Origin of the sequence: Pseudomonas sp. (assembly GCF_030698175.1) — a bacterium.
Classification (GTDB): domain Bacteria; phylum Pseudomonadota; class Gammaproteobacteria; order Pseudomonadales; family Pseudomonadaceae; genus Aquipseudomonas.
The window spans coordinates 95,472-118,032 of the sequence record NZ_JAUYNT010000014.1; the positions used below are offsets into that span (position 1 = coordinate 95,472).

A 22,561-nucleotide genomic window follows, 5' to 3' on the forward strand; every position below is an offset into this window, starting at 1 on the left:
GGATTTATCCGCGATTGGGCCTTTCCGGCAACACAAAAGCATCGCGAATAAATTCGCTCCTACAGCCGTAGGGTGGATGCCGCCTCTTGCATCCACCGGCCCACGGTGGAAAACGCTGCGCGGTTTTCCACCCTACACAGGCTCGTGGCTTGGCCGCGCTTTTGTGGGAGCGGATTTATCCGCGATTGGGCCTCTCCGGCAACACAAAAGCATCGCGAATAAATTCGCTCCTACAGGTTTCCTGCGTGCTCTTGCAGATACGCACCAACACCGCGTGCCCCCTCTGCGGGCTTGAAGAGATCTCTCATGGAATTCGACGCTAAAACCCTGGCCGAACGTATCGCCAAACTCGCTCCGGAAAAACGCCAAGGCTTTATCCGTGCCCTGGCCGACAAAGGCATCCGCCTGAGCCGCCTGCCCATAGTCCCTGCGCCCCGTAGCAGCGCCGTGCCGCTGTCCTATGCGCAGCAACGGCTGTGGTTTCTGCAGCAGCTGGAGCCGCACAGCGCCGCCTATAACATGCCGGCCGCCCTGCGCCTGCGCGGCGAGCTGGACCTGACCGCGCTGCAGCGCAGCTTCGACCACCTGCTGCAGCGCCACGAAGCGCTGCGCACCCGTTTTTATCAGGGCGAAGGCGAAGCCGAGCAGAGAGTCCATGCCGCACTGCCCCTGGCAATAGGCGAGACCGATCTGGCCGGCTTGCCCGCGGTCGAGCGCGAAGAGCGCCTGCGGCAGATGATCGACGCCGAGGCCAACGGCCCTTTCGACCTCAGCCAAGGCCCGCTGCGTCTGCAGCTGATACGCCTGGCGCTGGACGAGCATGTGCTGCTGCTGACCGCCCACCATATAGTCGCCGACGCCTGGTCGCTGGGCATCCTAACTCGCGAGTTGTCCAGCTGCTACGCGGCACTGCGCCAAGGACAAAACCCACAACTGCCGGCGCTGCCGATCCAGTACGCCGACTACGCGCTGTGGCAGCGCAATTGCCTGGCCGGCGCGGCGCTGGAACCCGAGCTGGCTTACTGGACCACCCAACTCGGCGGCGAACAGCCGATGCTGGAGCTGCCCAGCGACCGGCCACGGCCCAAGCTTGCCAGCGGCCGTGGTGGGCGCCACAGCCTACGGCTGGACGCCGAGCTGAGCGCCGGCCTCAACCGCCTCGCCCGCGAGCGCGGCACCACGCTGTTCAGCGTGCTGCTGGCGGCCTTCGACGTGCTGCTCTACCGCCTCAGCGGGCAGACCGACCTGCGTGTCGGCGTGCCGGTGGCCAACCGCACCCGGGTGGAAACCGAGGGGCTGATCGGCTGCTTCGTCAACACCCTGGTGCTGCGCGCCGAGTTGAATGGCCAGCAGCCCTTCGTCGCTTTGCTGGATCAGCTCAAGGCCACCAGCCTTGCCGCCCAGGCCCATCAGGAGCTGCCTTTCGAGCGCCTGGTGGAAGCCCTGCAACCCGAGCGCGATCTCAGCCATCCGCCGCTGTTTCAGGTGCTGTTCAACCTATTCGAAGGCCAGCAATCGCGCCGCCTGGAACTGCCGGGCCTGACCATCGAGGAAATCCAGCGCGAGCAGAGCGCCGCGCAGTTCGACCTGAGCCTGGACATGGCCGAACGCGACGGCCAGTTAGAGGCCTGCTTCAGCTTCAACCGCGACCTGTTCGACGACGCCAGCATTGCCCGCTATGCAGGCGGCTTCGGGCGCTTGCTGCACGGCATTCTGGCCAACCCGAGTTGCCGCATCGGCCAACTGCCGCTGCTCAGTGAAGCCGAACACGCCGCGCTGCTGAGCGAATGTCAGGCGCGGATGGTTCTACCCAGCGCGGAGTTGGTGCACCTGCGCCTGGCCGCCCAGGCCGTCGCCACGCCCACAGCGTCCGCTCTGGTGTTGGACGATTGCACTTGGACCTACGCCGAACTCAACCAGCGCGCCAACCACATCGCCCACCGCCTGCTGGCCCTGGGTCTGCCGGCGGAGGCGCGCATCGGCCTGTGCCTGCCGCGCGGGCTGGAGATGGTCGCGGCGCTGTTCGGCTGCCTCAAGGCCGGGCTGGCCTTCGTGCCGCTGGACCCGGATTTCCCCGCCGAACGCCTGGCCCATATGATCGAGGACGCCGGTATTCGCCTGTTGTTGGTGGCGCCCGAGACCCTCGCCGCCACGCACGTCCATGCCCAACTGGAACGCCTCGACGTAACCGCCATCGCCTCGGGCCCAGTGTTCGACCCGGCGGTGGCCGTGCACCCTGCGCAACTGGCCTACCTGATGTACACCTCCGGCTCCACCGGCAAACCCAAGGGCGTGGCCATCGATCACCAAGCGCTGGCCGGGCACAGCGAGGTGGCGCTGGGCTTCTTCGAGCTGAGCGCGGCCGACCGGGTGCTGCAATTCTCCACCTTCAATTTCGACGGCTTCGTCGACCAGCTTTTCCCCGCTCTCTGCTGCGGCGCCTGTGTGGTGTTGCGTGGCCCAGAGCTGTGGGACAGCCAGGAATTCAAGCGTCGCGTATTGCGCCACGGCATCAGTGTGGCCGACCTGGCCACCGCCTATTGGTACCAGTTGGCTCAGGACTTCGCCGCCGAACCGCCCGCCGACCATGGCGCGCTGCGTCTGGTCAGCGCCACCGGCGAGGCGATGCCGCCCGAAGGGCTGAGCGCCTGGCGCCAAGCCGGCCTGGCGCCCATACGCCTGCTCAACACCTATGGCCCCACCGAAGCCACGGTGACCGCCAGCGTGCAGGACTGCCAAGCCTGGGCCAGCGGCGCGCAACCGCTGCCGCTGCAGATGCCAATCGGCCAAGCCCTACCCGGCCGCGCCTTCTACCTGCTGGACCGCGACGGCAACCTGGCGCCGCCCGGCGTACCGGGCGAGCTGTGTATCGGCGGCGAGCTGCTGGCCCGTGGTTACCATGGCCGCTCGGCATTGAGCGCCGAACGCTTCGCCCCCGACCCCTTCGGCCCGCCGGGCAGCCGTCTGTACCGCACCGGCGATCTGGCGCGGCGCCTGGCGGACGGCGCCATCGAATATCTGGGGCGCATCGATCAGCAGGTGAAACTGCGCGGTTTTCGCATCGAACTGGGCGAGATCGAGGCGCGCCTGCAGAGCCATCCGGCCGTGCGTCAGGCCCTGGTGCTGGTGCGCGAGGACCGCCCCGGCGACCGTCGCCTGGTCGCCTATCTGGTGGCGCATGCCGAGGCGCCTGCCATCGACGCATTGCGCGAGTATCTGGCCGAAACCCTGCCGGACTATATGCTGCCCGCCGCCTTCGTCAGCCTGCCGACGTTGCCGCTGAGCCCCAACGGCAAGCTCGACCGCAAGGCCCTGCCGCTGCCGGAATACGGCAGCGACGGCGCTGCCCTGACGCTGCCGCGCACTGCCCAGGAGCGTGCGCTGGCGCAGGTTTGGCAAGCGGTTTTGGGACTGGAGTCGCTGGGCATCCACGATAACTTCTTCGCCCTCGGGGGGCATTCGTTGCTGGCCACTCAATTGGTGGCGCGGCTGCGCCGGCAACTGGGTGTAGAGCTGCCGCTGCGGGCGGTGTTCGAAGCACCGACCATCGCGCAGATGGCCGAACGCTTGCCCGCGAGCGATGCGCCGCTGGAGCAACCGATTCCCGTCGCATCGCGCCCGGCCTCGGGTCTCGCGGCGCTGCCGCTGTCCCACGCCCAGCAGGGCATGTGGTTTATCCAGCAGCTGGAACCGAACAGCGCCGCCTACCATATCCCCAGCGCAGCGCGGTTGCGCGGCCATCTCGATTGCGCCGCCCTGCACGCGGCGTTCCAAGCCTTGGTGCGGCGCCACGAGGCCCTGCGCACCAGTTTCCGGGAACAGAACGGCGAGCCGACTCAACTGATCCACGGCGATCTCAACCTGCCGCTGCCAGTGGTCGACCTCGGCCATCTGCCGCCCGCCGAGCGCGAAGCGGCGGCCCGCCACCTGCTGATCGAGGAAGCCACCCGCCCCTTCGACCTGAGCCAGGCACCGCTGCTGCGTTTGACGTTGGTGCGACTGGCGGCCGACGAGCATCTGCTGTTGGTGGTGCTGCACCACATCATCGCCGATGGCTGGTCCATGGGCGTGCTAGTCAGCGAGCTGGCGCAGCTTTATCGCGCCGCCTTGGAAGGCCGCGAAGCCGCCTTGCCGGATCTGCCGATCCAGTACGCCGACTACGCCGTCTGGCAGCGCCAGCGCCTCGACGGTGCCGGCCTGGAACGCCAGCTCGCCTACTGGCGCAGCGCCCTGGGCGAGCCCCAGGCGCCGCTGGAGCTACCCGCCGACCGACCACGGCCAGCGGCCATAAGCGGCCGTGGCGGGCGCCAGCGCTTCAGCGTCGAACTCGCCACCGCCAGTGCCTTGCACGACCTCTGCCAGCAACACGGCGCCACGCTGTTTATGGGGCTGCTCGGTGCCTTCCAAGTCTGGCTGCACGCCCATAGCGGGCGGCTCGATCCCATTGTCGGCACCGATGTGGCCAACCGTGGCCGGGCCGAAACCGAAGGCGTGGTCGGCTTCTTCCTCAACCAACTGGCGTTGCGTGCGGACCTCACCGGCAACCCGAGCTTCGCCGAGCTGCTGGCGCGGCTGCGGGTGCAAGTGCTGGATGCCTACAGCCATCAAGAGCTGCCGTTCGACAAGCTGGTGGAAGCGCTCAACCCGGTGCGCAACCTGGCCTACAGTCCGCTGTTCCAGGTCAAGCTGGTGTTGCAGAACCAGCCGCAAGGCGCCCTCGAAATGCCTGGCCTGGAGGTACTGCCGGAGTCGGTCGAACACGGCCAGGCCCAGCTCGATTTGCACCTGACCGTGGAAGAAACGCCGCACGGGCTCGACTGCACCTTCAAATACAGCGCCGATCTGTTCGATGCCACCAGCGTCGCGGCCTTCGCCGAGGAATTCAGCGCGCTGTTGGCGCAGGTGGTTGCCACCCCAGAGGTGCACATCGCGACCCTGGCCCAGGACCTCGCCCAGCGCGCCCGCGAACGCCGCCTCACCGAACAGCGCGCCCGTAGCCAACAAGGCGTGGCGCGCCTCGGCGGCGCCCGGCGCAAATCCCTACTCACCACCGACTCCATGGAGGGCTAGTCCCATGACCACTTCCCCGACCCTTGGCGGCATGCGCCGTAAAGCCATCCGCCTGGAAGAAGACGCGCTGGTGCGCTTCACTCCACTGTTTCCCGGCCAGGCATTTCCGCTGCTGTGCGAACCGGCCACCGCCGGGGTCAGCCTGCCGGCCTGGGCCGAACGCCAGCGCGAACTGCTGGAAAGCAAGCTGCTGGAACACGGCGCCATCCTGTTTCGCGGCTTCGCCGTGGGCACCGCCGGCGAATTCGACCAGTGCATCAGCGCCCTCTCCGGCGGGGCCCTGGAGTACCGTTTCCGCGCCTCGCCGCGTACCCAGGTCGACCCGGGTCTGAACATCTACACCTCCACCGACTACCCGCAGGACCAGCGGATTTTCCCGCACAACGAGCACTCCTACTCGCCGGTGTTCCCGCTGAAGATCTTCCTCTGGTGCGACGTGGCCCCCGAGTGGCGCGGCGAGACGCCCATCGGCGATACCCGGGCCATCACCCGCGGCATAGACCCGGCGATCCGCGAGCGCTTCGCGCAGAAGGGCATCATGTACGTGCGCAACTACGGCGACGGCTTCGGCCTGCCCTGGCAGACGGTGTTCCAGACCGAGGACCGCGCCCAGGTCGAAGCTTACTGCGCCAGCGTCGGCATCGCCGTGGAGTGGAAGGCGGACAACCGCCTGCGCACCCGCCAGGTCGGTCCGGCGCTGGTGCGTCACCCACGCAGCGGCGAGACCCTGTGGTTCAACCACGCCACCTTCTTCCACGTCAGCACCTTGCCGGCCTCGGTGCGCGACGCCCTGCAGGCCGACTTCGGCGACGACGACTTACCGCAGAACACCTTCTACGGCGACGGCAGCCTGATCGAGCCCGAGGTGCTCGAACACCTGCGCGGAATCTACCTGCAGCAGATGATCGAATTCCCCTGGCAACAGGGCGACGTGCTGCTGCTGGACAACATGCTGGCGGTGCACGCGCGCAACGAGTTCAACGGCCCGCGACGCATCCTGGTGTCTATGGCCGAAGCACTAAACAGTCGCGATGTCGCCCTCAACTGCTAATCCCCATTTCCTGGGAAGGTGCTGGCGGGACAAACCCTGCCGGCACTCCCTGCCCCCGATTTAAAGGCCAACGAATATGTCCATCGAAGGTTTCCGCCCCGCTCTGCAACAAACCCGTCACTGGCGCTTGCACAGCGCCGCCCATGACGTCGCGCAACTGTGCGCCGAGCTGCCAGCCGCCGTGGATTCGCAGCGCCTGCACGCCGCCCTTGGCCAACTGCTGGCCCGCCATGAAATCCTGCGCACCCGCCTCACCGCCGTGCCCGGCATGCAACTGCCGGTGCAGGTGATAGCCGATCAGCTGGACTTCAGCTGGCAGGTGCTGGAGGTCGGCGAGCAGGACGCCCAGGCGCTGCAAGCGCGCTTGCAGGCCGAACTCGCTAGCTGCGTGCAGAGCGCCGAGCAACCGCCCCTGGCTGCCGCCCTGCTGCGCAGCGGTCCAAGTAGCCGCTTGCTGCTGGCCCTGCCGCGAGTCAATGCCGATGCCGCGACCCTGGAGCGCCTGTTACAGGAGCTGGCGGCTCTGTACCAGGGCCAGCCATTGGGCGACGAACCGGTGCAGTACGCCGACTTCGCCGAGTGGCAGCATGAGCTGGCGACAGGCACGGACGGCGATGCCGGCCGGGTCTTCTGGCAGCGGCAACAGGCCACGGAATTGCTCGGCCTCGCCCATCCCTTTCAACGGACCCGCAGTGAGTCGGCCTATCGCCCGGCGCGCGTCGTACAAAGCCTCAGCGCCACCGCCCAGGACTGCCTGCAGAGCGCGCTCGCCGGTCTGGCGGTGCAACCGGCCACGGTCTTCGGCCTGTGCTGGGCGGCGTTGTTGCAGCGCCATCTGGGCTTGCCGCGCTTGCTCTTGGGCTGGTGCCACGACGGCCGCAACGACGCCACGCAAACGGCCTTCGGCCCCTACGCCAAGGCTCTACCGCTGTTGCTGGCCATCGATGAAGGCAAATCCCTGGCGGCGCTGATCGGTGAGTTCGAGCCCGTGCTGGCCGAAGCCGAGGCCTGGCAGGAAAGCTGGCCGGGGGACGCCGTGGCGCCGAGCTGCGGCTTTCGTTATGGCGCAAGCCCTGCCGCCACCTGGCCGCTGCTAACCCTGCAGGCGGGCGGCGAAGCCTTCGCCTTGCTGCTGGATATTCAAGAGCGCAACGGCCAGTTCGCCTTCGCCCTGGATTACGACCAGACGCACTTCGACGAGCCCGCCGCCCGGCTGATCCTCGCGCAGTTCCTCGCCCTCTGCGAACAGGCCTGCGCCGCCAGCCGCCGTCCCCTGCGCGAGGCCAACGGCATAGGCGCGCAGCAGGCCGAGTGGCTGGTCGCGCTCAACCAGACGACCGTGGCGATTGCCGCGCCGGCCCTGCTGCACCAGCTGTTCGAGGCCCAGGCCGAGGCCAATCCCAGCGCCATCGCCCTTAGCCACGGCGGCCATCAGCTCAGCTATGCCGAACTGGAGCGCCAAGCCAACCGTCTGGCCCATCGCTTGCGCCATGCCGGCTTGTGTGCCGGGCAGCCGGTGGGCTTGTTTCTCGGCCGCTCGAGCGAAGCCATAATCGCCATTCTGGCCATCCTCAAGGCCGGCGGCGCCTACCTGCCGCTGGACCCGGCCTATCCCAGCGAGCGCCTGGCCGACATGCTCGCGCAAACCCAGGCGCCGCTGTTGCTGAGCGTCACAGCGCTGAGTGACAGCCTGCCCGCAGGCGACTACCGCTGTATCTGGCTGGATGCCGAAGACGATGCCGATTTGCCCGAGCAGCGCCCCGCGTCCATCGGCCATCCCGACCAGCTGGCCTACCTGATCTTCACCTCCGGCTCCACCGGCCGGCCCAAGGGCGTGATGGTTTCGCACCGCAACGCGGTGCATTCCACCAGCGCCCGCTGGCTGGGTTACGAAGAGCCGCTGGAGTCCTTTCTGCTGGTTTCCGGCCTGGCTTTCGATAGCTCGGTGGCCGGCCTGTTCTGGACCCTGAGCCAGGGCGGCACCCTGTGCCTGCCGGATAACGAGCAGGTGCAGGATGCCCTGGCCCTCGGCAGGCTGATCGCCGAGCAGCGCATCAGCCACTGCCTGATGCTGCCCTCGCTGTATGCCCAGGTGCTGGAGCAGGCGGGCGCGCAGTTGGCCAGCCTGCGCTGCGCCATAGTTGCCGGCGAAGCCTGCCAGGCGCTGGTGGCGGCGCGGCACCACGAGGTTTGTCCGGCCGCCGCGCTCTACAACGAATACGGCCCCACCGAGGGCAGCGTCTGGTGCAGCCTGTACCGCAGCACCGGCGCGGAACAGGGCGTGCTGCCGATTGGCCGCGCCATCGCCAATATGCAGGTGCGCGTGCTGGACCAGCAGCTCGAGGTGGTCGCCCCTGGCGTCGCCGGGGAAATTTACCTCGCTGGCAGCGGCATCACCCAGGGCTACCTGGGCCGCCCGGACCTCACCGCCGAACGCTTCCTGCCTGATCCTTTTGGCGCGCCGGGCAGCCGCCTGTATCGCAGTGGCGATATCGGCCGGCTGAACGCCCGGGGCGACCTGGAGTTCCTCGGCCGCACCGACCATCAGGTGAAGATTCGCGGTTTCCGCATCGAGCTGGGCGAGATCGAGGCGCGCCTGCTGCTGCACCCGGCGATCCGCGAAGCCGCGGTGCTCGCCCGCGAAAGCAGCGTAGGTGACGCCGAATTGGTGGCCTATCTGGTCTGCCGCGCTGCCTGTCCCGATGCCCAGGCGCTGCGCCAGCACCTGGCCGAGCAGTTGCCGGAGCATATGCTGCCGAGCGCCTACCTGATGCTGCCGGCGTTGCCACTGACGCCCAACGGCAAGCTCGACCGCGCCGCCCTGCCCGCCCCCCAACGCAGCAGCGAGCGCGCCTACCGTGCCCCGCGCAATGAACGGGAAATGCTGCTGGCCGAGCTCTGGGCCGAGGTGCTGGGCGTCGAGCGGATAGGTTTGGATGATCATTTCTTCGAGCTGGGCGGCCACTCGTTGACCGCCACTCGACTGATCTCGCGCCTGCGTAGCGCCTTAGGGCTAGAGGTGCCGGTGCGCGCGCTGTTCCAGCATCCGAGCTTCGCGGCCTTCGCCGAACAAGCCTTGCCTAACGCCATCGCGCCTAGCTTACCCAGCGTGGTTCCAACAGCCCGTGAAGGCACGCTGGCGCTGTCCTACTCCCAGGAACGGCTGTGGCTGTTCGACCGTCTGCATCCCGGCAAACCGACTTATAACGTCGCCGAGGCCGTGCAACTGAGCGGCGAGTTGGATCAACCGGCGCTAGAACGCAGCTTCGCTGAATTGCTGCGCCGGCATGCCAGCCTGCGGACCACCTTCGTGCTACTGGATGGCCAACCGCAGCAACGCATCGCTCCGCCGCGGCCCTTCCCGTTGCCGCTGCTGGACCTCAGCGGCCTGAGCCAGGCCGAACGCGATGAGGCGCTTCGCCACGAGCTCGATGCCCTGGCGCTGCAGCCCTTCGACCTGGCCCGCGGGCCGCTGGTCCGCGCCGGGCTGATCCGCCTGGAGGCGCAAACCCATGTGCTCTGGCTCTGCCTGCACCATATAGTCACCGACGGCTGGTCGATGCGCGTGCTGACCCGCGAACTGACGGCGCTCTACAGCGCATTCAGCACCGGGCAACCCGCGCCCCTGAGCGAGCCCGTGCTGCAATACGCCGACTTCGCCCATTGGCAGCGGCGCCAGCTCGGCGCCGACGTCCTCAAGGCGCAACTCGACTTCTGGCTCGCCCACCTGGGTAAGGAGCGGCCGCTGCTGCACCTGCCCGGTATGCGCCCGCGCCCGGCGCTGCCCAGCCATCGCGGCGCCCAACACCACTTCAGCCTCGACAGTGAGCTAACCCAGGCGCTGCACGAGCTGACCCAGCAAAAAGGTGTGACCCTGTTCAGCACCCTGCTCACCGCCTTCAAACTGCTGCTCGCCGGGCACAGCGGGCAGCACGACATCCGCGTCGGCATCCCGATTGCCAACCGCAACCAGCAAGCGCTCGAAGGGCTGATCGGCTTCTTCGTCAACACCCTGGCCCTGCGCACTGACCTGGCCGGCAATCCCTCGTTCGAGGCGCTGCTGCTTCAGCTGCACGACAATATGCTGGCGGCCCACGACAACCAGGACCTGCCGTTCGAGCAGCTGCTGCAAGCGCTACCCAATACCCAGCAGCAAAGCGTGCCGCTGCTGCAGGTGATGTTCGACCTGCACCGCGAACGTATCCTCACTAGCAGCGAGTTCGGCAATCTACAGATCAGCCCGATGGAGGAAGGCAGCAACCACAGCACATTGTTCGACCTGATGCTGGATATCGGCGAGCGCGAGCACGGCCTGGTCGCCACTTTTACCTACAGCACCGACCTGTTCGAGCCAGACCATATCGCCCTGCTGGCCGAGGACTATCGGCAATTGCTACGCAATGTGCTGCAGCAACCCCAGGCGAGTCTGCAGCAACTGAGCGACCAGCTTAGCCAGCCACCCCAAGCCAGCCAACGCAGCGCCCTGAAAGCGCAGACCCAGATCTACGCTCTGCTGGAAGAACTGTTGGAACAACCGGCCCTCGACCCCCAGGCCAGCTTCTTCGAACAGGGCGGCACCTCGCTCAAAGCCGTACTGCTCTGCGCGCGCCTGCAGCAACAATGGGGCACGGCCATTCCGCCGCAACTGGTGTTCCTGCATCCGCAGCTGACGGAACTGGTGCGGGTGCTCAAGCCCTATGCGGGCGGCATGGCGCGCTAGCGGTGTAAAACCATCAGGTTGTACAGACCCCAGGATGGCTGACAACCCATCCTACGGCGCTGGCGGGCTCCTACATAAGCTGGGCGCGGCTAGCGGCTCAGCGCGTTTCCCAGTGATCGCAACCACTGCGAGCGCCAGGCCAGGGTAAAGGCTATGGCAAAGCCTGCCGGCGGCAGGGACAGCAGCCAGATCAAGCTGCCGAAGGCCCAACCTTGGCCGCTCACGGCCAAGCTGAGGCTTAGCGTCAAGGCAGCCCAGCCCAGCAGTCGCAGGCGGCTCTGCGGGTGCCGAAGGGCGGGGCCCATTACTGTTCGCCAATGCTTGTCCTGGGCCAGGGCCAGGCCGCTCAGACCGAGCAATTGCAAGACCAGCAAGGCGCCGCCGTATGTCAGCTCAAGCATCTTCCAGCACCTCAAACGCTAACACCGCTGCCTGGGCGCGCCGCTGGCGCGTCCAGGCCCAGGTGGCCAGCAGGGCCGTGAGCAGCAGCGCGGCATCCACCCCGGCCACCGCCCCTTGTCCCTCGGTCAGAGTACGCAGCGGGTGGTCACCGCTGCTGGTCCAATTGAGCAGCGCGGCGGCCAGGGCCAGCAGGGCGATAGCCGCGCACTGGGCGCGCCAAGGTGCACGGTGCTCATCAGAGCGGTAGACGGCAAAGCAACTGTGCAAGGTCGCGCTCAGCCAAGTGCCGAAAAACAGCCAGACCTCCCAGTCCGCGCGCTGCGCCAAGCTCTCCGGCAACAGCCGGTTGGCCACCAGCATGGCCAGGGTCGCCAGTGGCAAGCCGCCGACCAGGCTGGCCGTCAGCGCCTCCATCAGGCACAGGCCGGCGCGCCCCTGGGGTAAGCGCAAGCGGCGCTTCGCGTTCCAGTAGAGCAAACCGCTGGCCAGCATCAGACAGCCGCTGACGCCGCCTAGAAAATACAGCAGGCGCAGCAGCGGCTGCTGAAAGTGCGCCACATGCAGCCCGGCCAACAGGCTAAAGGTGGCGGCCGCGGGCTTGAGCCCGGCCTGGTGCAGCAATTGTCCACTGGGGCCATCGAAGTACAGAGCCTCGGCATCCAGGCTTAGGCGCTGCGCCAGGGAGCGGCCGATTTCCACATAGGCGCGGGCATCGCCCGGGTGCCAGACACGCACAAAGGCCGGCTCACCGCCCTGCCAATGCCGCCGCGCCTGCGCCGCCATGGCGTCCAGGGACGCCAGGCTGCCGGCCTGGCCCGCCGCCGGCCGGCTAAAGGTGGCGCGCGCCTCGTGTTCAAACTCGCCGGCCTGCTCCTGATAAGCCGCCAATATCCCGGCCGGTAGATAGAGCGGAAAGCTGACGAGCAGACCGCTCAACAGCATGACCAGAAAAAACGGCAGGGCGAATACCCCGGACAGGTTGTGCAGATCCAGTAGCCGTCGTGGCGACTGGTGCGGGCGGAAACTGAAGAAATCCTTGAACAAGCGCACATGAATCAGCAGCCCGGCGCTGATCACCAGCAATCCGACCATGCTGGCCAGACCGACCAGCAGCAGGCCCAGGTTGCCCGCATTCAAGTGCAGCCTGTAGTGGAAGCGGTAGAAAAAATCGCCGCCCTGGCTACCAGCCGGGGCCAGTAGCTGGCCAGTGCCCGGGTCGATAAACCAGCTGTGCCCTTCACCCTGCAGATCCCAGGTCTGCAGGCGGAGCAACGGCACCCGACTGCTGGGCAGCTCCACATACCATTGTTCCAGCGCCCGTCCCGCAATCAGGGGTTCAACCAGCGGGCGCACCTGACGATCCAAGGACAGCTCGGCGGCAGCCTCTGGCAGCCGCGTCTGCGGCAGCATCCAGCGGTCCAGTTCGCTGTCGTACAGGGCCAGGCTGCCCATAAAGAACGCCACGAACAGCAGCCCGGCGCAGCCCAGGCCGAGCACGCTGTGCAGCCAGAGCATGGCCTGGCGCAAGCTGGTAAACATCAGCTGGCTCCCCAACTGCGGCCGAGCATCTTGAACAACACGCCAGCCACCAGCAGCGCGGCCCAAAGCCGCAGCGGGCGCGGCGCGGCAAAAGCCACTAGGGCGACCACCGGATAGAGCACTAAGCCCAGCAAACTACTGAAAATCACCGCTTCGCTGCGCGCCAACCCCAGTTGCAACAGGATGCCGGCCGCACACTCCGTAAGCGTCCAGATAAAGCCATAGCTGCCGATGAGCACGGCGAGCAGATAAGCACCACGGGCCAGGGCCGTCGGTTTTCCAAGCAGTTTGGCTGCGCTGGGCACAGGTTCCTCCAAAAAGACAAAAGGCCCGACCCTCGTGTAAGGGCCGGACCATGGGTATTGCTTAGCGCATTAGGCAAGGGTGGGCTAAAGCCCACGCTAGGACACTGCCATCGCGGATAAATCCGCTCCTACAAGGCGCGTATACAGCGTTTAGAACTTGGCGCGCAGGGTCAGGGTCGCAGCACGTGGGTCGCCCCAGATATTGCCGTCCTGCGGGTTGTTGATGCGCTGGTAGTACTTCTTGTCGGTCAGGTTGGTCGCCAGTACATCGGCCGACAGCTGCGGGGTAATTTGATAACCCACACCGGCATCGAACAATGTGTAGCCGCCCTGCTCCAGCTTGACGTCGTTGATCCCGAACGCAGCGAAATTGGTCTTGGTATAGGCCTCGCTGACCGCATTCATGCCGCCTTGCACACTCCAGCGCTGCCACTCGCCCGGCAGCTGATACTGGCTCCAGACCCGCAGGATATGCTTGGGCGTATAGAGCTCGGTGCTCTCCTCGCTGCGGTGGATCTTGTGGGTGTAGCTGTAGTTGGCGTTAAGGGTCCAGTCCTCGGCCAGTTGGCCGCTGAGCTCCGTCTCGTAACCACGGCTGCGCGCCTTACCGCCGGCGATGGCGGCACTAGAATCGGTGAGGTCCGGGGTAGCGCGGTTCTGTTCTTCTACCTGGAACAGCGCGAAAGAGGCGGTCAGCGCGCCATCCAGGTATTCGCCCTTGACCCCGGTTTCCCACTGTTCGCCTTCCAGAGGGGTGAGCATCTTGCCGTTGATGTCCCGCGTTCTGGCATTGTGCGGCTGGAACACCTCGGCATAGCTGGCGTAGAGGGAGTAAGTATCCGTCAGGTCATAGACCAGGCCGGCGAAGGGAATAAATTTCCCGTCGATGTTTTTCTCTTCATTCACGGCCGTCAAGCCTGTGACCTTGGGAGTGGTGTTATTGCTGAAGTCCCACCAGCTTAGGCGCCCGCCCAGCACCAGGGTCAGCGGATCGGCCAGGCTCAGGCGCAGGTTGCTGTAGAGACCGTGTTGACGGGTATCAGCGAAAATATCCTGCTGGGGATCGAACACAGGTTGAGCAACGTCGATTTGCGGGTCGAACAGATCCACAGACCCGCGAGGTACGAAGTCGTAATCCCCTTTATTGAAGAATTCGGAACGGCTGTAGTTGGCCCCAACCAGCAGCTTATGCTCGCGACCGAGCAGGCTGAACGGCCCGTCGACATAGGCATCCACCTCGTTCTGCTCTTCACGGTAGTCGAAGCGGATGGCGCTGATACTCACCCGATTAGTCGTCGGGTTTATACCACCGGCATTACGCGCATAGGCTTGGGTCAGGTCGAAATTATTATCGGCATGGCGCAGGGAAAGCTTGGCCTTCCAGCCAGCAGCCAGGTGCTGCTCCAGCTCGGCGAAGACGCTGTCGCTCCAGAAGTAGTCGCGGTTCCAGTCGGCGCCATAGAAATTGGAACGCGACGGATCAGCCAGGGACATTTGCCATTGGCCGCCCGCGTCCCGGGACAGATAGGCCGGCAGCGAGCGCTGGGCGCCGCGGGCATCCACTTCCTGATGGCTGGCGCCCAAGGTCAGCAGCGTGTCTGGGGTCAGATCGGCTTCCACCACGCCATAAAACAGATTGCTCTTTTCATCGCCGCCGTCGTAATAGAAATGGCGGTCACGCTGACTCATCACCGCACGGCCACGGATATTGCCGCTCTCGGTCAACGGTCCGGTCACATCGAGCATGCTCCGGTAGTCGTCCCAGGAACCGGCGCTCAACTCACCGGAAACAGCCGCCTCGGCCTGCGGGCGCTTGCGCACCAGGTTGATGCTGCCGCCGGTGCCACCGGTACCGTTGAGGATGCCGGCCGGGCCCTTGAGCACTTCCACCCGCTCGTACATCGCCAGATCCGGCGAGAGGAAGAGGCGGTTGTCCATGGTGGTGGGCGTGCCATCCAGCTGCAGCGAGTTGATCTCAAACCCGCGGGCGAAATAAGTCACGCGGTTGGCGTCGATGCGCTGCACCGTCACCCCGCCCACCTGCTTCATGGCCTGTTCCAGGGTGTAGAGGTTCTGCTCCTCGATACGCTCCTGACCGACCACATTGACCGTTTGCGGCACTTCGCGCAGCTTGACCGGGGTCTTCGAACCCACAGTCACCCGCGTCTCAGCGTGCTGTGCGCCAGTGACTGTCTGCGCGGGCAGATCCAGGGCTTCAGCCTGTTGCTCCGCCCAGGACGTACCCGAGCAGGCGATGCCTGTCAGCATAAATGGCAACAACAAACGCTTGGAAACCTGCCTAACCGGCTTTGACTGCTTACCCCGATGCCGCATTGAACTCCCTCCCCGATGACTCAAATAGAATCAATAATGATAATGATTTGCAATAGTATCTAAATGTTAACCAGCGCCACAACCCCCGCGCGGGGTTAACCCATGAATTTACTCAGGGGGCTGGGCAACTCCGCATAACAGGCCAAGGCCCTCCCCAGCTCAAGCCATGGCGGCCAAGGGTTCCTGCAGCGCACTGAAGCTGCTGTTATCCAGCAGGCTCAACCGGCCACCCTCGCACTTGATGACCCGGTCGGCCACGGCGAAATAGCGATCGTCATGGCTGATAGCGATCACCGTCTTGCCGCGCACTTTCAGCTCCGGCAACAGTTCCAGATAGAAGAAGGCGCGGAACGCCGGATCCTGATCCGCCGCCCATTCATCGAGCAGCAGGATGGGCCGCTCTTCCACCAATGCCACCAGCAAAGCCAGGCGCTTACGCTGGCCCTGCGAAAGCTGAATGGTAGAAAGCAGGCCGGCCGGGTCGATGGAGACCTTGCGCTCCATGCGCAGCCGCGCCAGCCAGGCCTGCGCCAGTTGCGCATCGAAATCGCCTTGCGGGCCGACCAAGCGCGCAAACAGATGGAAGCTGGAAAACACCGTGGCAAAGTGGCTGCGGTACCAGTCGCGCCGGTCGGCCGTGATTTCTTCCCCGTGCAGGCTTAAGCGCCCGGCGCTGGGCTGGTAGAGCCCGGTAAGCAGCTTGGCCAGGGTCGACTTGCCGCTGCCGTTGCCGCCGACGATAAACAGCGTTTCTCCCGCACGCACGCTGAGGTCGACCGGCCCCAGACGAAAGCCGTAGTCGTCGCTGGCATGCGGGTACTCGTAGACCAGCCCCTTCAGCTCAAGCAGCACACTGTCGCCAGGCGGCGCCGCCGCTAGCAGGATGGCGAACTCGGGCCTATGGGGGGCCAAGGCCAAGGACTCGATCTTGGCCATCGCCACATTGCCGGATACCAGGGTAGGCAGACTGCCGATCAGATCGTTGAGCGGCATACGCAAAAACATCAGCACCAAGACGAAAGCCGCCACAGTCGCTGCCGCTATGCCCAGGACGGCACCCGCGGCGAACAGGCCGCCGGCCAAACCGAGGATCAACGCCACCGTCCAGTTCAGACTGAGCGTCCAGTAGCGGTCGGCAAGCACCTCGTTGCCCCGCGCACGCTCGGCGACCGGTTGCAGATCCAGCTCGTAGAAGCGCTGCTTACGCCAGGCGTTCAGGGCCATCTCGTAGCGCCCCTCGATGGCAGCGGTGTAGGCGCCATAGAGCTGATCCTCGGTGTCGCGCACCACTTTCATCAGCCCGCCCATGCGCGCGAACCAGCCATAGGCCAACCAGACGCCCAACCCCAGCAGCAGCCCGCAGAGCAGCAGCAATTGCCAGGACAGCCACGCCAGATAGGCGCAGCCACCCAGCATCAGGATGCCGTTGTAGAGCAGGAATGGCAGGCGATTGAAGGCCATGCCGATGGCCTCGACATCCTTGCTCAGGGTGGCGTAGAGGCTGGACGAGCCAATCTTTTCCAACTGCTCGATAGGCGTATCCAGCAGACGCTTGACCAGTTGCAGGCGCAGCTCGTAGACCACCCGGTGCCCCAGGGCGGTGAGCAATGCTTGAGAAGCGAAACCGCAGGCAAACAGCACCAGCAGCAGGCCAATGTACAAGCCACCTTGGGTAGCGTTCATGGTCTGGACACCGGCAATCAGCCGATTGATTTCGTTGAGCAGCGCGATGCCTGCCGCCGCGCTTGCCAGGCTGCCGAGCAACGCCAGCGTGAGCAGCGCTCGATGGCGTTGCAGCAAAGACATAAAGAGCATCATGGGTATCCCTCGGTAGGGTCATTCATAGGCTTATTCATAGGCTTGCAACAGGCTGTCGATCTGCGCCCACTGATCCCCTTCAGTTGTCAGGCAGGCTCGTTCGATCAACGCGGCCATATCGCTCAAGCGCGGATGGGCGAACAGCTCGGCCAGCGCCACTTCACAGGCGAACTCGCGGCTGACCCGCGCCTGGATACGCACCAGTTGCAGTGATTGCGCACCGAGGGCGAAGAGTTCGTCCTCGCGTGAGATTGCGCTAACCCCCAGCACTTCCATCCAGATCGCCGCCAGGCGCTTTTCGCTGTCACTGGCGGGAGGCATCGTCACGTCAGCCGCCGCACTCCAGGTAGGTGCAGGCAATGCCTGGCGATCAACCTTGCCGTTGGCGTTGAGGGGGAAACTGTCCAGCCTGACGAAGGCCGCCGGCAACATATAGGCCGGCAAGCGCTCGCGCAGATAAGCGCTCAACCGCTGCGGTTCGCAAAACTCGCCGCGCAGATAAGCGACCAGCGCGTCCTGCCCACCTGGCGCCTTTCGCACTGTCACTACAGCCTGCTGCACCTCTGCATGAGCCGTTAACGCCGCTTCGATTTCGCCCAGCTCAATGCGAAAGCCGCGCAGCTTCACCTGAAAATCGCGCCGGCCGAGAAACTCGATGCTGCCATCGGCGCGATAACGGGCCAGGTCACCGGTGCGATAGAGCCGGCTGCCAGGCCCTGCTCCGGGAGCCTCGGCCACCGCAAAGGGATTGGGCACGAAAGCCGCGGCGGTCAACTCGGGGCGTCCGGCGTAACCGCGGGCTAGGCCGGCACCACCGATATAGAGTTCTCCCGCCACGCCGGGCGGCTGCGGCTGCAGGTGTTCATCGAGGATATACAGGCGGTTATTGGCCAGCGGCCGACCTATGGGGATGACCGCGGCGTCCACCCGCTCGACCGCCTGCGCCGCCGACCACACAGTGGTTTCGGTCGGCCCATAAACATTGACCAACTGCACCCCACGAGCCAGCAGCCGCTCGGCCAACTCCGCGCCCAGCGCCTCGCCGCCGCAGAGCACCCGCAGCCCTTGCCAAGCCGGGCACTCATACTCCACCAACATCTGCCAAGTGGCTGGGGTAGCCTGCATGACACTGATCCCCTGCCCCTCCAGCAAACTCAGTAAAACTACGGGTTGCAATACCTGTTCGCGGCTGGCCAGCACTACGCAGGCGCCGTGTACCAGCGGCAAAAACAGCTCCAGCCCGGCGATATCAAAACCCAGCGTGGTTACCGCCAGCAGGCGGTCGGCCACCGTCAGACGAGCATGATCTTGGATGCCGTGGAGAAAGTTGACCAACGCCTCGCGCTCGATCTGCACGCCCTTGGGCCGCCCAGTGGAGCCGGAGGTATAGAGGCTGTAGGCCAATTGTCGCGGATGCACGGCCAGACCCAGATCGTCAGCACTCAACTGGGACAAGACCGGCTCCAGCGCCTCCAGGGTGACAACAGGCATCCCGTCGGCGAGGGCGCCGAGCAGCGCCACACGGGTCAGCAACAAGCGTGGGGCGGCCTGCGCAAGAATGTCCGCGTTACGTGTCGCGGGTTGCGCAGGGTCGATTGGCAGATAGGCACCGCCGGCCTTGTGGATGGCGAGCAAGGTGACCAGCAGCATCGCCTCGCGCTCCAAGCACACGCCCACGAGCTGGTCGTGCACCACGCCCGCCCCCCGTAACCAGCGGGCCAGCCGATTGGCCTGGGCATTCAGCTCGCCGTAGCTGAGCCGCTCGCTCCCGCAGACTAGCGCGCAACGCTCTGGCGCTACGCGAACCTGACGTTCGAACAACGCCAGCATATCCTCCCCCGCCGTGAGTGCACGCTCACTGCGGTTCCATTCAAGCAGCTGCTGAGAGCGCTCGACGCTATCCAGTAGCGGCAAGCGCCCTACTGGCAGTTCGGGGCTATTCAATAATGCCGCCAGCAACTGCTGGTAGTGCAGCGCCATTCGTTCGACGGTGGCTGGCGAAAACAGCTCGAGGCAGTACTCCAACTCGCAATACACGCCATCCGGGCGCACCGCGACATCCAGGCTCAGATCGAACTTGGCACTGCTCTGCGCGGTCAGCAGCGGCTCAATCTCGATATCCGCCAGATGCAAACGTGCCGGCGCGCCACTGCTCAGGTTGAACAGTGCTTGGAACAATGGACTGCGACTTGGATCGCGCTCAATAACGAGGTGCTCCAGCAACAGTTCGAAGGGTAATTGGGCATGTTCCAGCGCCGCCAGGGATTCGCTGCGCAGCCGCCGGCACAACTCACGACCGGTCAGCTGCGGCCCAAGGCGGACGCGATAGACCAAGGTATTGACGAAGAAACCGAGCAGATGCTCCAGTTCAGTATGGCTGCGCGCCGCATGGGGCACACCGATGGCAAACTCCTGCTGACCGCTGTAGCGCCCCAGCAACAACTGCCAAGCTGCCAGCAACACCACGAACGGCGAGCAACCCTCGGCTCGACAGAAGGCCTGAACCTGACCCGCCAACGCCGCCGGCAACGTGAAGCGCAGGCGCCGGCCACGCTGACTCTGCTGAGCCAGCCGCGGACGATCAGTCGGCAGTTCCAGCACTGGCACACTGCTACCCAGATAGTCGCGCCAATAGCTCAAGTCCTTATGCAGCACCTGCCCCTGCAACTGCTCACGCTGCCAAATGGCGTAGTCGACATATTGCACGGGCAACGGCGGCAACTCCGTCACCCGCCCGGCCAGCGCCGCGGCATAAGCGGCTGCCAGATCGCGCACTAACAACGGGTTTGACCACGCATCCGAGACGATGTGATGCATGGCCAGCAGCAAGCCATGGCTATGCTCGTTGAAGCGCAGCAAGGTCACCCGTAACAGCGGTGCTTGGGTCAGATCGAAGGGCCGCAAGGCTTCGGCATGCAGGCGATCAGTCAGAACTTCGACCTGAGCATCGACAGCTAGAGGGCCGTGATCTTCACGCACCATGGCAAATGGCAGCTCGCTCAGCACGACCTGCTGCGGCTCGCCATGGAGGTCCTCGAAGCGCGTACGCAGAACCCCATGGCGGGCGATTAAGGCACTGAAGGCTCGCTCAAGCGCCGACTCGTCGATCCGGCCTTGCAAGCGAAAGCCGCGTGTCAGGTTGTAGGCGGTTGAACGCGGATCAAGCCGCTGCAGCAACCACAATCGCTGCTGGGCAAAGGACAGAGGCGCTGGACCGCCCAGATATCTCGGGCGAATGCCATCAGCCAGCGACGATTCATCCTCGAGCAACAGCGCCAGCAAGGCGTTATCGAGATCATTCATTGCAGATTAAATATCCGTATTAAGACGCCACCAAGGGTCATGCATAGGTCTAAGGGGTGGGTATCGGACGGATACTAAATGCAAATGATAATTATTGTCAAAAAGACTTTTGAATCAGATCGCCCCTAGTAACCTGCAGCTGCAACGCTGACGTTCATCCACGGCGCTGCGAGTTGTTCGCTAGCCGTTGCTCAACAGGTTATGGCAGCTATCGACTGATCAAGGCGATTTGGTCAGTTCATCCCGACCATGCTCGATGCTGGCGGCCTTCAACATATCGGGAATCAGCAGACGAGAGACTCCGTCAGAGGCAAAGAAATGGGCGACTGGGAAACGGGGATGGAACGGGGAAAGTCACACAAAAAACAACAGTATGAACTCTTAAGAAAACCCTAACCTATTGATTTATATGGTGTCCCAGAGTGGGGTCGAACCACCAACCTTCCCCTTAGGAGGGGGATGCTCTATCCAATTGAGCTACTGGGACATACGCGTATGCAGGGAGACTGCACGGGGTTATAAGCGCGGGGCATGTTAACCAGCATCGGCGCTTTTGTCATGCCATCGCGTAGCGGGCTGACGAAAAAACCAGCAGACGCGCAGCTCAAGTTTGCGCGCGGTCTGAGCCGCCCCCACGGCTGGGTGCGCGACTCAAGCTCAAGTATTGGCGTTCAATCGCCCGCACCCGCCCAGGAGGCTTACGCGCGTGTTAACGCAGGCGTTCGAGCAGTTGGTAGTACCACATGCCGACCGCCATCATCTGGTTGCCCAGCCAGGCGCCGACCGGCAGGCGGATGTGACTGACGCCGGCGAAGGTGTCGAATTTCTCCATCGAGCCGCTCACGGCATTGGCCATGATCTCGCCGACTATATGGGTGGTGGCCACGCCATGGCCCGAGTAACCCTGGGCGTACCAGACGTTCTTCGACAGCTTGCCCAATTGCGGGATTCGGTTGATGACGATGCCCATCATGCCGCTCCACTGGAACTCGATTTCCACGCCCTTGAGTTGCGGGAAGGTGTGTTCGATGGCCGGGCGCAGCTCGGCGGCGATGTCGCGTGAGTCGCGACCCGAGTAGTTGGTGCCGCCACCAAACAGCAAACGTTTGTCGGCGGTCATGCGGTAGTAGTCGAGCACGAAGCGGCAGTCGTACACCGCCAAGTCATGGGGGTTGAGGCTGGCGGCCAGTTCGGCGCCCAGTGGTTTGGTGGTGACTATGCCGCCGGAGGCCGGGAAGATCATGCCGCCCAACTTGCTCTTCTCCAGTTTGTGATAAGCATTGCCGGCCAGGATCACCGAGTTGGCGGTAATCCGGCCGTGCTCGGTGACCACCACGGGCGTGTCGCTGTGGATGATTTCGACTACCGGCGAGTTCTCGAAAATCAGCGCGCCGAGGCTGGCCGCCGCCTTGGCCTCACCAATGCACAGGTTCAACGAGTGCAGGTGCATATTGCGTTTGTTGTGCAGGGCGCCGTGGTAGATGTCGGTGGCCAGGTAGTTGGGCATGTCGGCGGCGCTGATCATCTGCACATCGTCGCCCATGCCACGCCGCACGGCTTCGTCGTAGTCGGCCTGCAACTCGTCCATATGGCTGGGTTTGTAGGCGGCGTGCAGGTGACCGTGTTTGAGGTCGCACTGGATGCCGTACTTGGCCACCCGGTTTTTGATGATTTCGTGGCCGCGCCAGCGCAGGTGCCAGATAAAGTCATCGACCTTATCGCCCAGCTTGCCGGCCATTTGTTTGCGCATATTGGCATCGCCAGACAGGCTGCCAGTCACCTGCCCGCCGTTACGACCGGTGGCGCCCCAGCCGATTTTCTTGGCCTCGACGATGGCCACTTTAAAACCGCGCTCGGCCAGTTCAACCGCCGTGGCCACGCCGGTAAAGCCGCCGCCGATAATCACCACATCGACCCGCTGCTCGCCTTCGAGGCGCGGGTAAGCGGTTTCTTCATTGAGGCTGGCGGTGTAGTACGAGTTACAGCGTTGGCTGCTCATAGTCTGAAATCCTGATGGTG

The 22,561-nt window shown here is 64.7% G+C and carries 10 protein-coding genes and 1 tRNA gene; 3 read left to right on the forward strand and 8 right to left on the reverse strand.

The genetic code is table 11. From position 1 onward, the window contains the following. Window positions 1–306 precede the first annotated feature (306 nt). The 3 genes from Q8R10_RS06445 to Q8R10_RS06455 all read left to right on the forward strand — a co-directional run bounded on the left by Q8R10_RS06445 (window position 307) and on the right by Q8R10_RS06455 (window position 10,841). Window positions 307–5,070, forward strand: a complete 4,764-nt coding sequence (locus Q8R10_RS06445) for a non-ribosomal peptide synthetase (protein WP_305652107.1) — start codon at window positions 307–309, stop codon at window positions 5,068–5,070. A 4-nt stretch (window positions 5,071–5,074) separates the two neighbouring features. Further along, complete coding sequence (locus Q8R10_RS06450; RefSeq protein ID WP_305652109.1) at window positions 5,075–6,121, forward strand: TauD/TfdA family dioxygenase; 1,047 nt, start codon at window positions 5,075–5,077, stop codon at window positions 6,119–6,121. Between the two features lie 76 nt (window positions 6,122–6,197). Further along, the gene (locus tag Q8R10_RS06455) at window positions 6,198–10,841 is read left to right on the forward strand and encodes a non-ribosomal peptide synthetase (protein WP_305652111.1); all 4,644 of its coding nucleotides are present in this window, start codon (window positions 6,198–6,200) and stop codon (window positions 10,839–10,841) included. Between the two features lie 89 nt (window positions 10,842–10,930). Here the strand turns inward: Q8R10_RS06455 and Q8R10_RS06460 are convergent, their stop codons facing one another. The 8 genes from Q8R10_RS06460 to Q8R10_RS06495 form a co-directional block, all read right to left on the reverse strand. Beyond that, window positions 10,931–11,242, reverse strand: coding sequence for a DUF3325 domain-containing protein (locus Q8R10_RS06460; protein ID WP_305652113.1), 312 nt, complete (start codon window positions 11,240–11,242; stop codon window positions 10,931–10,933). Next, window positions 11,235–12,782, reverse strand: coding sequence for a PepSY domain-containing protein (locus Q8R10_RS06465; protein ID WP_305652115.1), 1,548 nt, complete (start codon window positions 12,780–12,782; stop codon window positions 11,235–11,237). Before Q8R10_RS06465 ends, Q8R10_RS06460 begins: the two co-directional genes overlap by 8 nt. Continuing rightward, entirely contained in the window at window positions 12,782–13,087 is a 306-nt protein-coding gene (locus tag Q8R10_RS06470; protein ID WP_305652117.1) for a hypothetical protein, read from the reverse strand. The genes Q8R10_RS06465 and Q8R10_RS06470 overlap by 1 nt, the downstream gene beginning before the upstream one ends. Before the next feature lie 150 nt (window positions 13,088–13,237). Further along, complete coding sequence (locus Q8R10_RS06475; RefSeq protein WP_305652119.1) at window positions 13,238–15,355, reverse strand: TonB-dependent siderophore receptor; 2,118 nt, start codon at window positions 15,353–15,355, stop codon at window positions 13,238–13,240. Between the two features lie 225 nt (window positions 15,356–15,580). Continuing rightward, window positions 15,581–17,227 (reverse strand): cyclic peptide export ABC transporter, encoded by a 1,647-nt coding sequence (locus Q8R10_RS06480; RefSeq protein ID WP_305652121.1) that lies wholly within the window; start codon window positions 17,225–17,227, stop codon window positions 15,581–15,583. 42 nt (window positions 17,228–17,269) lie between these two features. Next, complete coding sequence (locus Q8R10_RS06485) at window positions 17,270–20,542, reverse strand: amino acid adenylation domain-containing protein (protein WP_305652123.1); 3,273 nt, start codon at window positions 20,540–20,542, stop codon at window positions 17,270–17,272. A 410-nt stretch (window positions 20,543–20,952) separates the two neighbouring features. Next, a tRNA-Arg gene (locus tag Q8R10_RS06490) sits at window positions 20,953–21,029 on the reverse strand. 222 nt (window positions 21,030–21,251) lie between these two features. Continuing rightward, complete coding sequence (locus Q8R10_RS06495; RefSeq protein ID WP_305652125.1) at window positions 21,252–22,541, reverse strand: FAD-binding oxidoreductase; 1,290 nt, start codon at window positions 22,539–22,541, stop codon at window positions 21,252–21,254. Window positions 22,542–22,561 lie beyond the last annotated feature (20 nt).

What these genes read in the sequence shown, in the direction of transcription:
- Q8R10_RS06445 (WP_305652107.1), top strand. Translation starts at nt 307, where the DNA reads ATGGAATTCGACGCTAAAACCCTGGCCGAACGTATCGCCAAACTCGCT.
- Q8R10_RS06450 (WP_305652109.1), top strand. Translation starts at nt 5,075, where the DNA reads ATGACCACTTCCCCGACCCTTGGCGGCATGCGCCGTAAAGCCATCCGC.
- Q8R10_RS06455 (WP_305652111.1), top strand. Translation starts at nt 6,198, where the DNA reads ATGTCCATCGAAGGTTTCCGCCCCGCTCTGCAACAAACCCGTCACTGG.
- Q8R10_RS06460 (WP_305652113.1), bottom strand. Translation starts at nt 11,242, where the DNA reads ATGCTTGAGCTGACATACGGCGGCGCCTTGCTGGTCTTGCAATTGCTC.
- Q8R10_RS06465 (WP_305652115.1), bottom strand. Translation starts at nt 12,782, where the DNA reads ATGTTTACCAGCTTGCGCCAGGCCATGCTCTGGCTGCACAGCGTGCTC.
- Q8R10_RS06475 (WP_305652119.1), bottom strand. Translation starts at nt 15,355, where the DNA reads ATGCTGACAGGCATCGCCTGCTCGGGTACGTCCTGGGCGGAGCAACAG.
- Q8R10_RS06480 (WP_305652121.1), bottom strand. Translation starts at nt 17,227, where the DNA reads ATGTCTTTGCTGCAACGCCATCGAGCGCTGCTCACGCTGGCGTTGCTC.
- Q8R10_RS06485 (WP_305652123.1), bottom strand. Translation starts at nt 20,542, where the DNA reads ATGAATGATCTCGATAACGCCTTGCTGGCGCTGTTGCTCGAGGATGAA.
- Q8R10_RS06495 (WP_305652125.1), bottom strand. Translation starts at nt 22,541, where the DNA reads ATGAGCAGCCAACGCTGTAACTCGTACTACACCGCCAGCCTCAATGAA.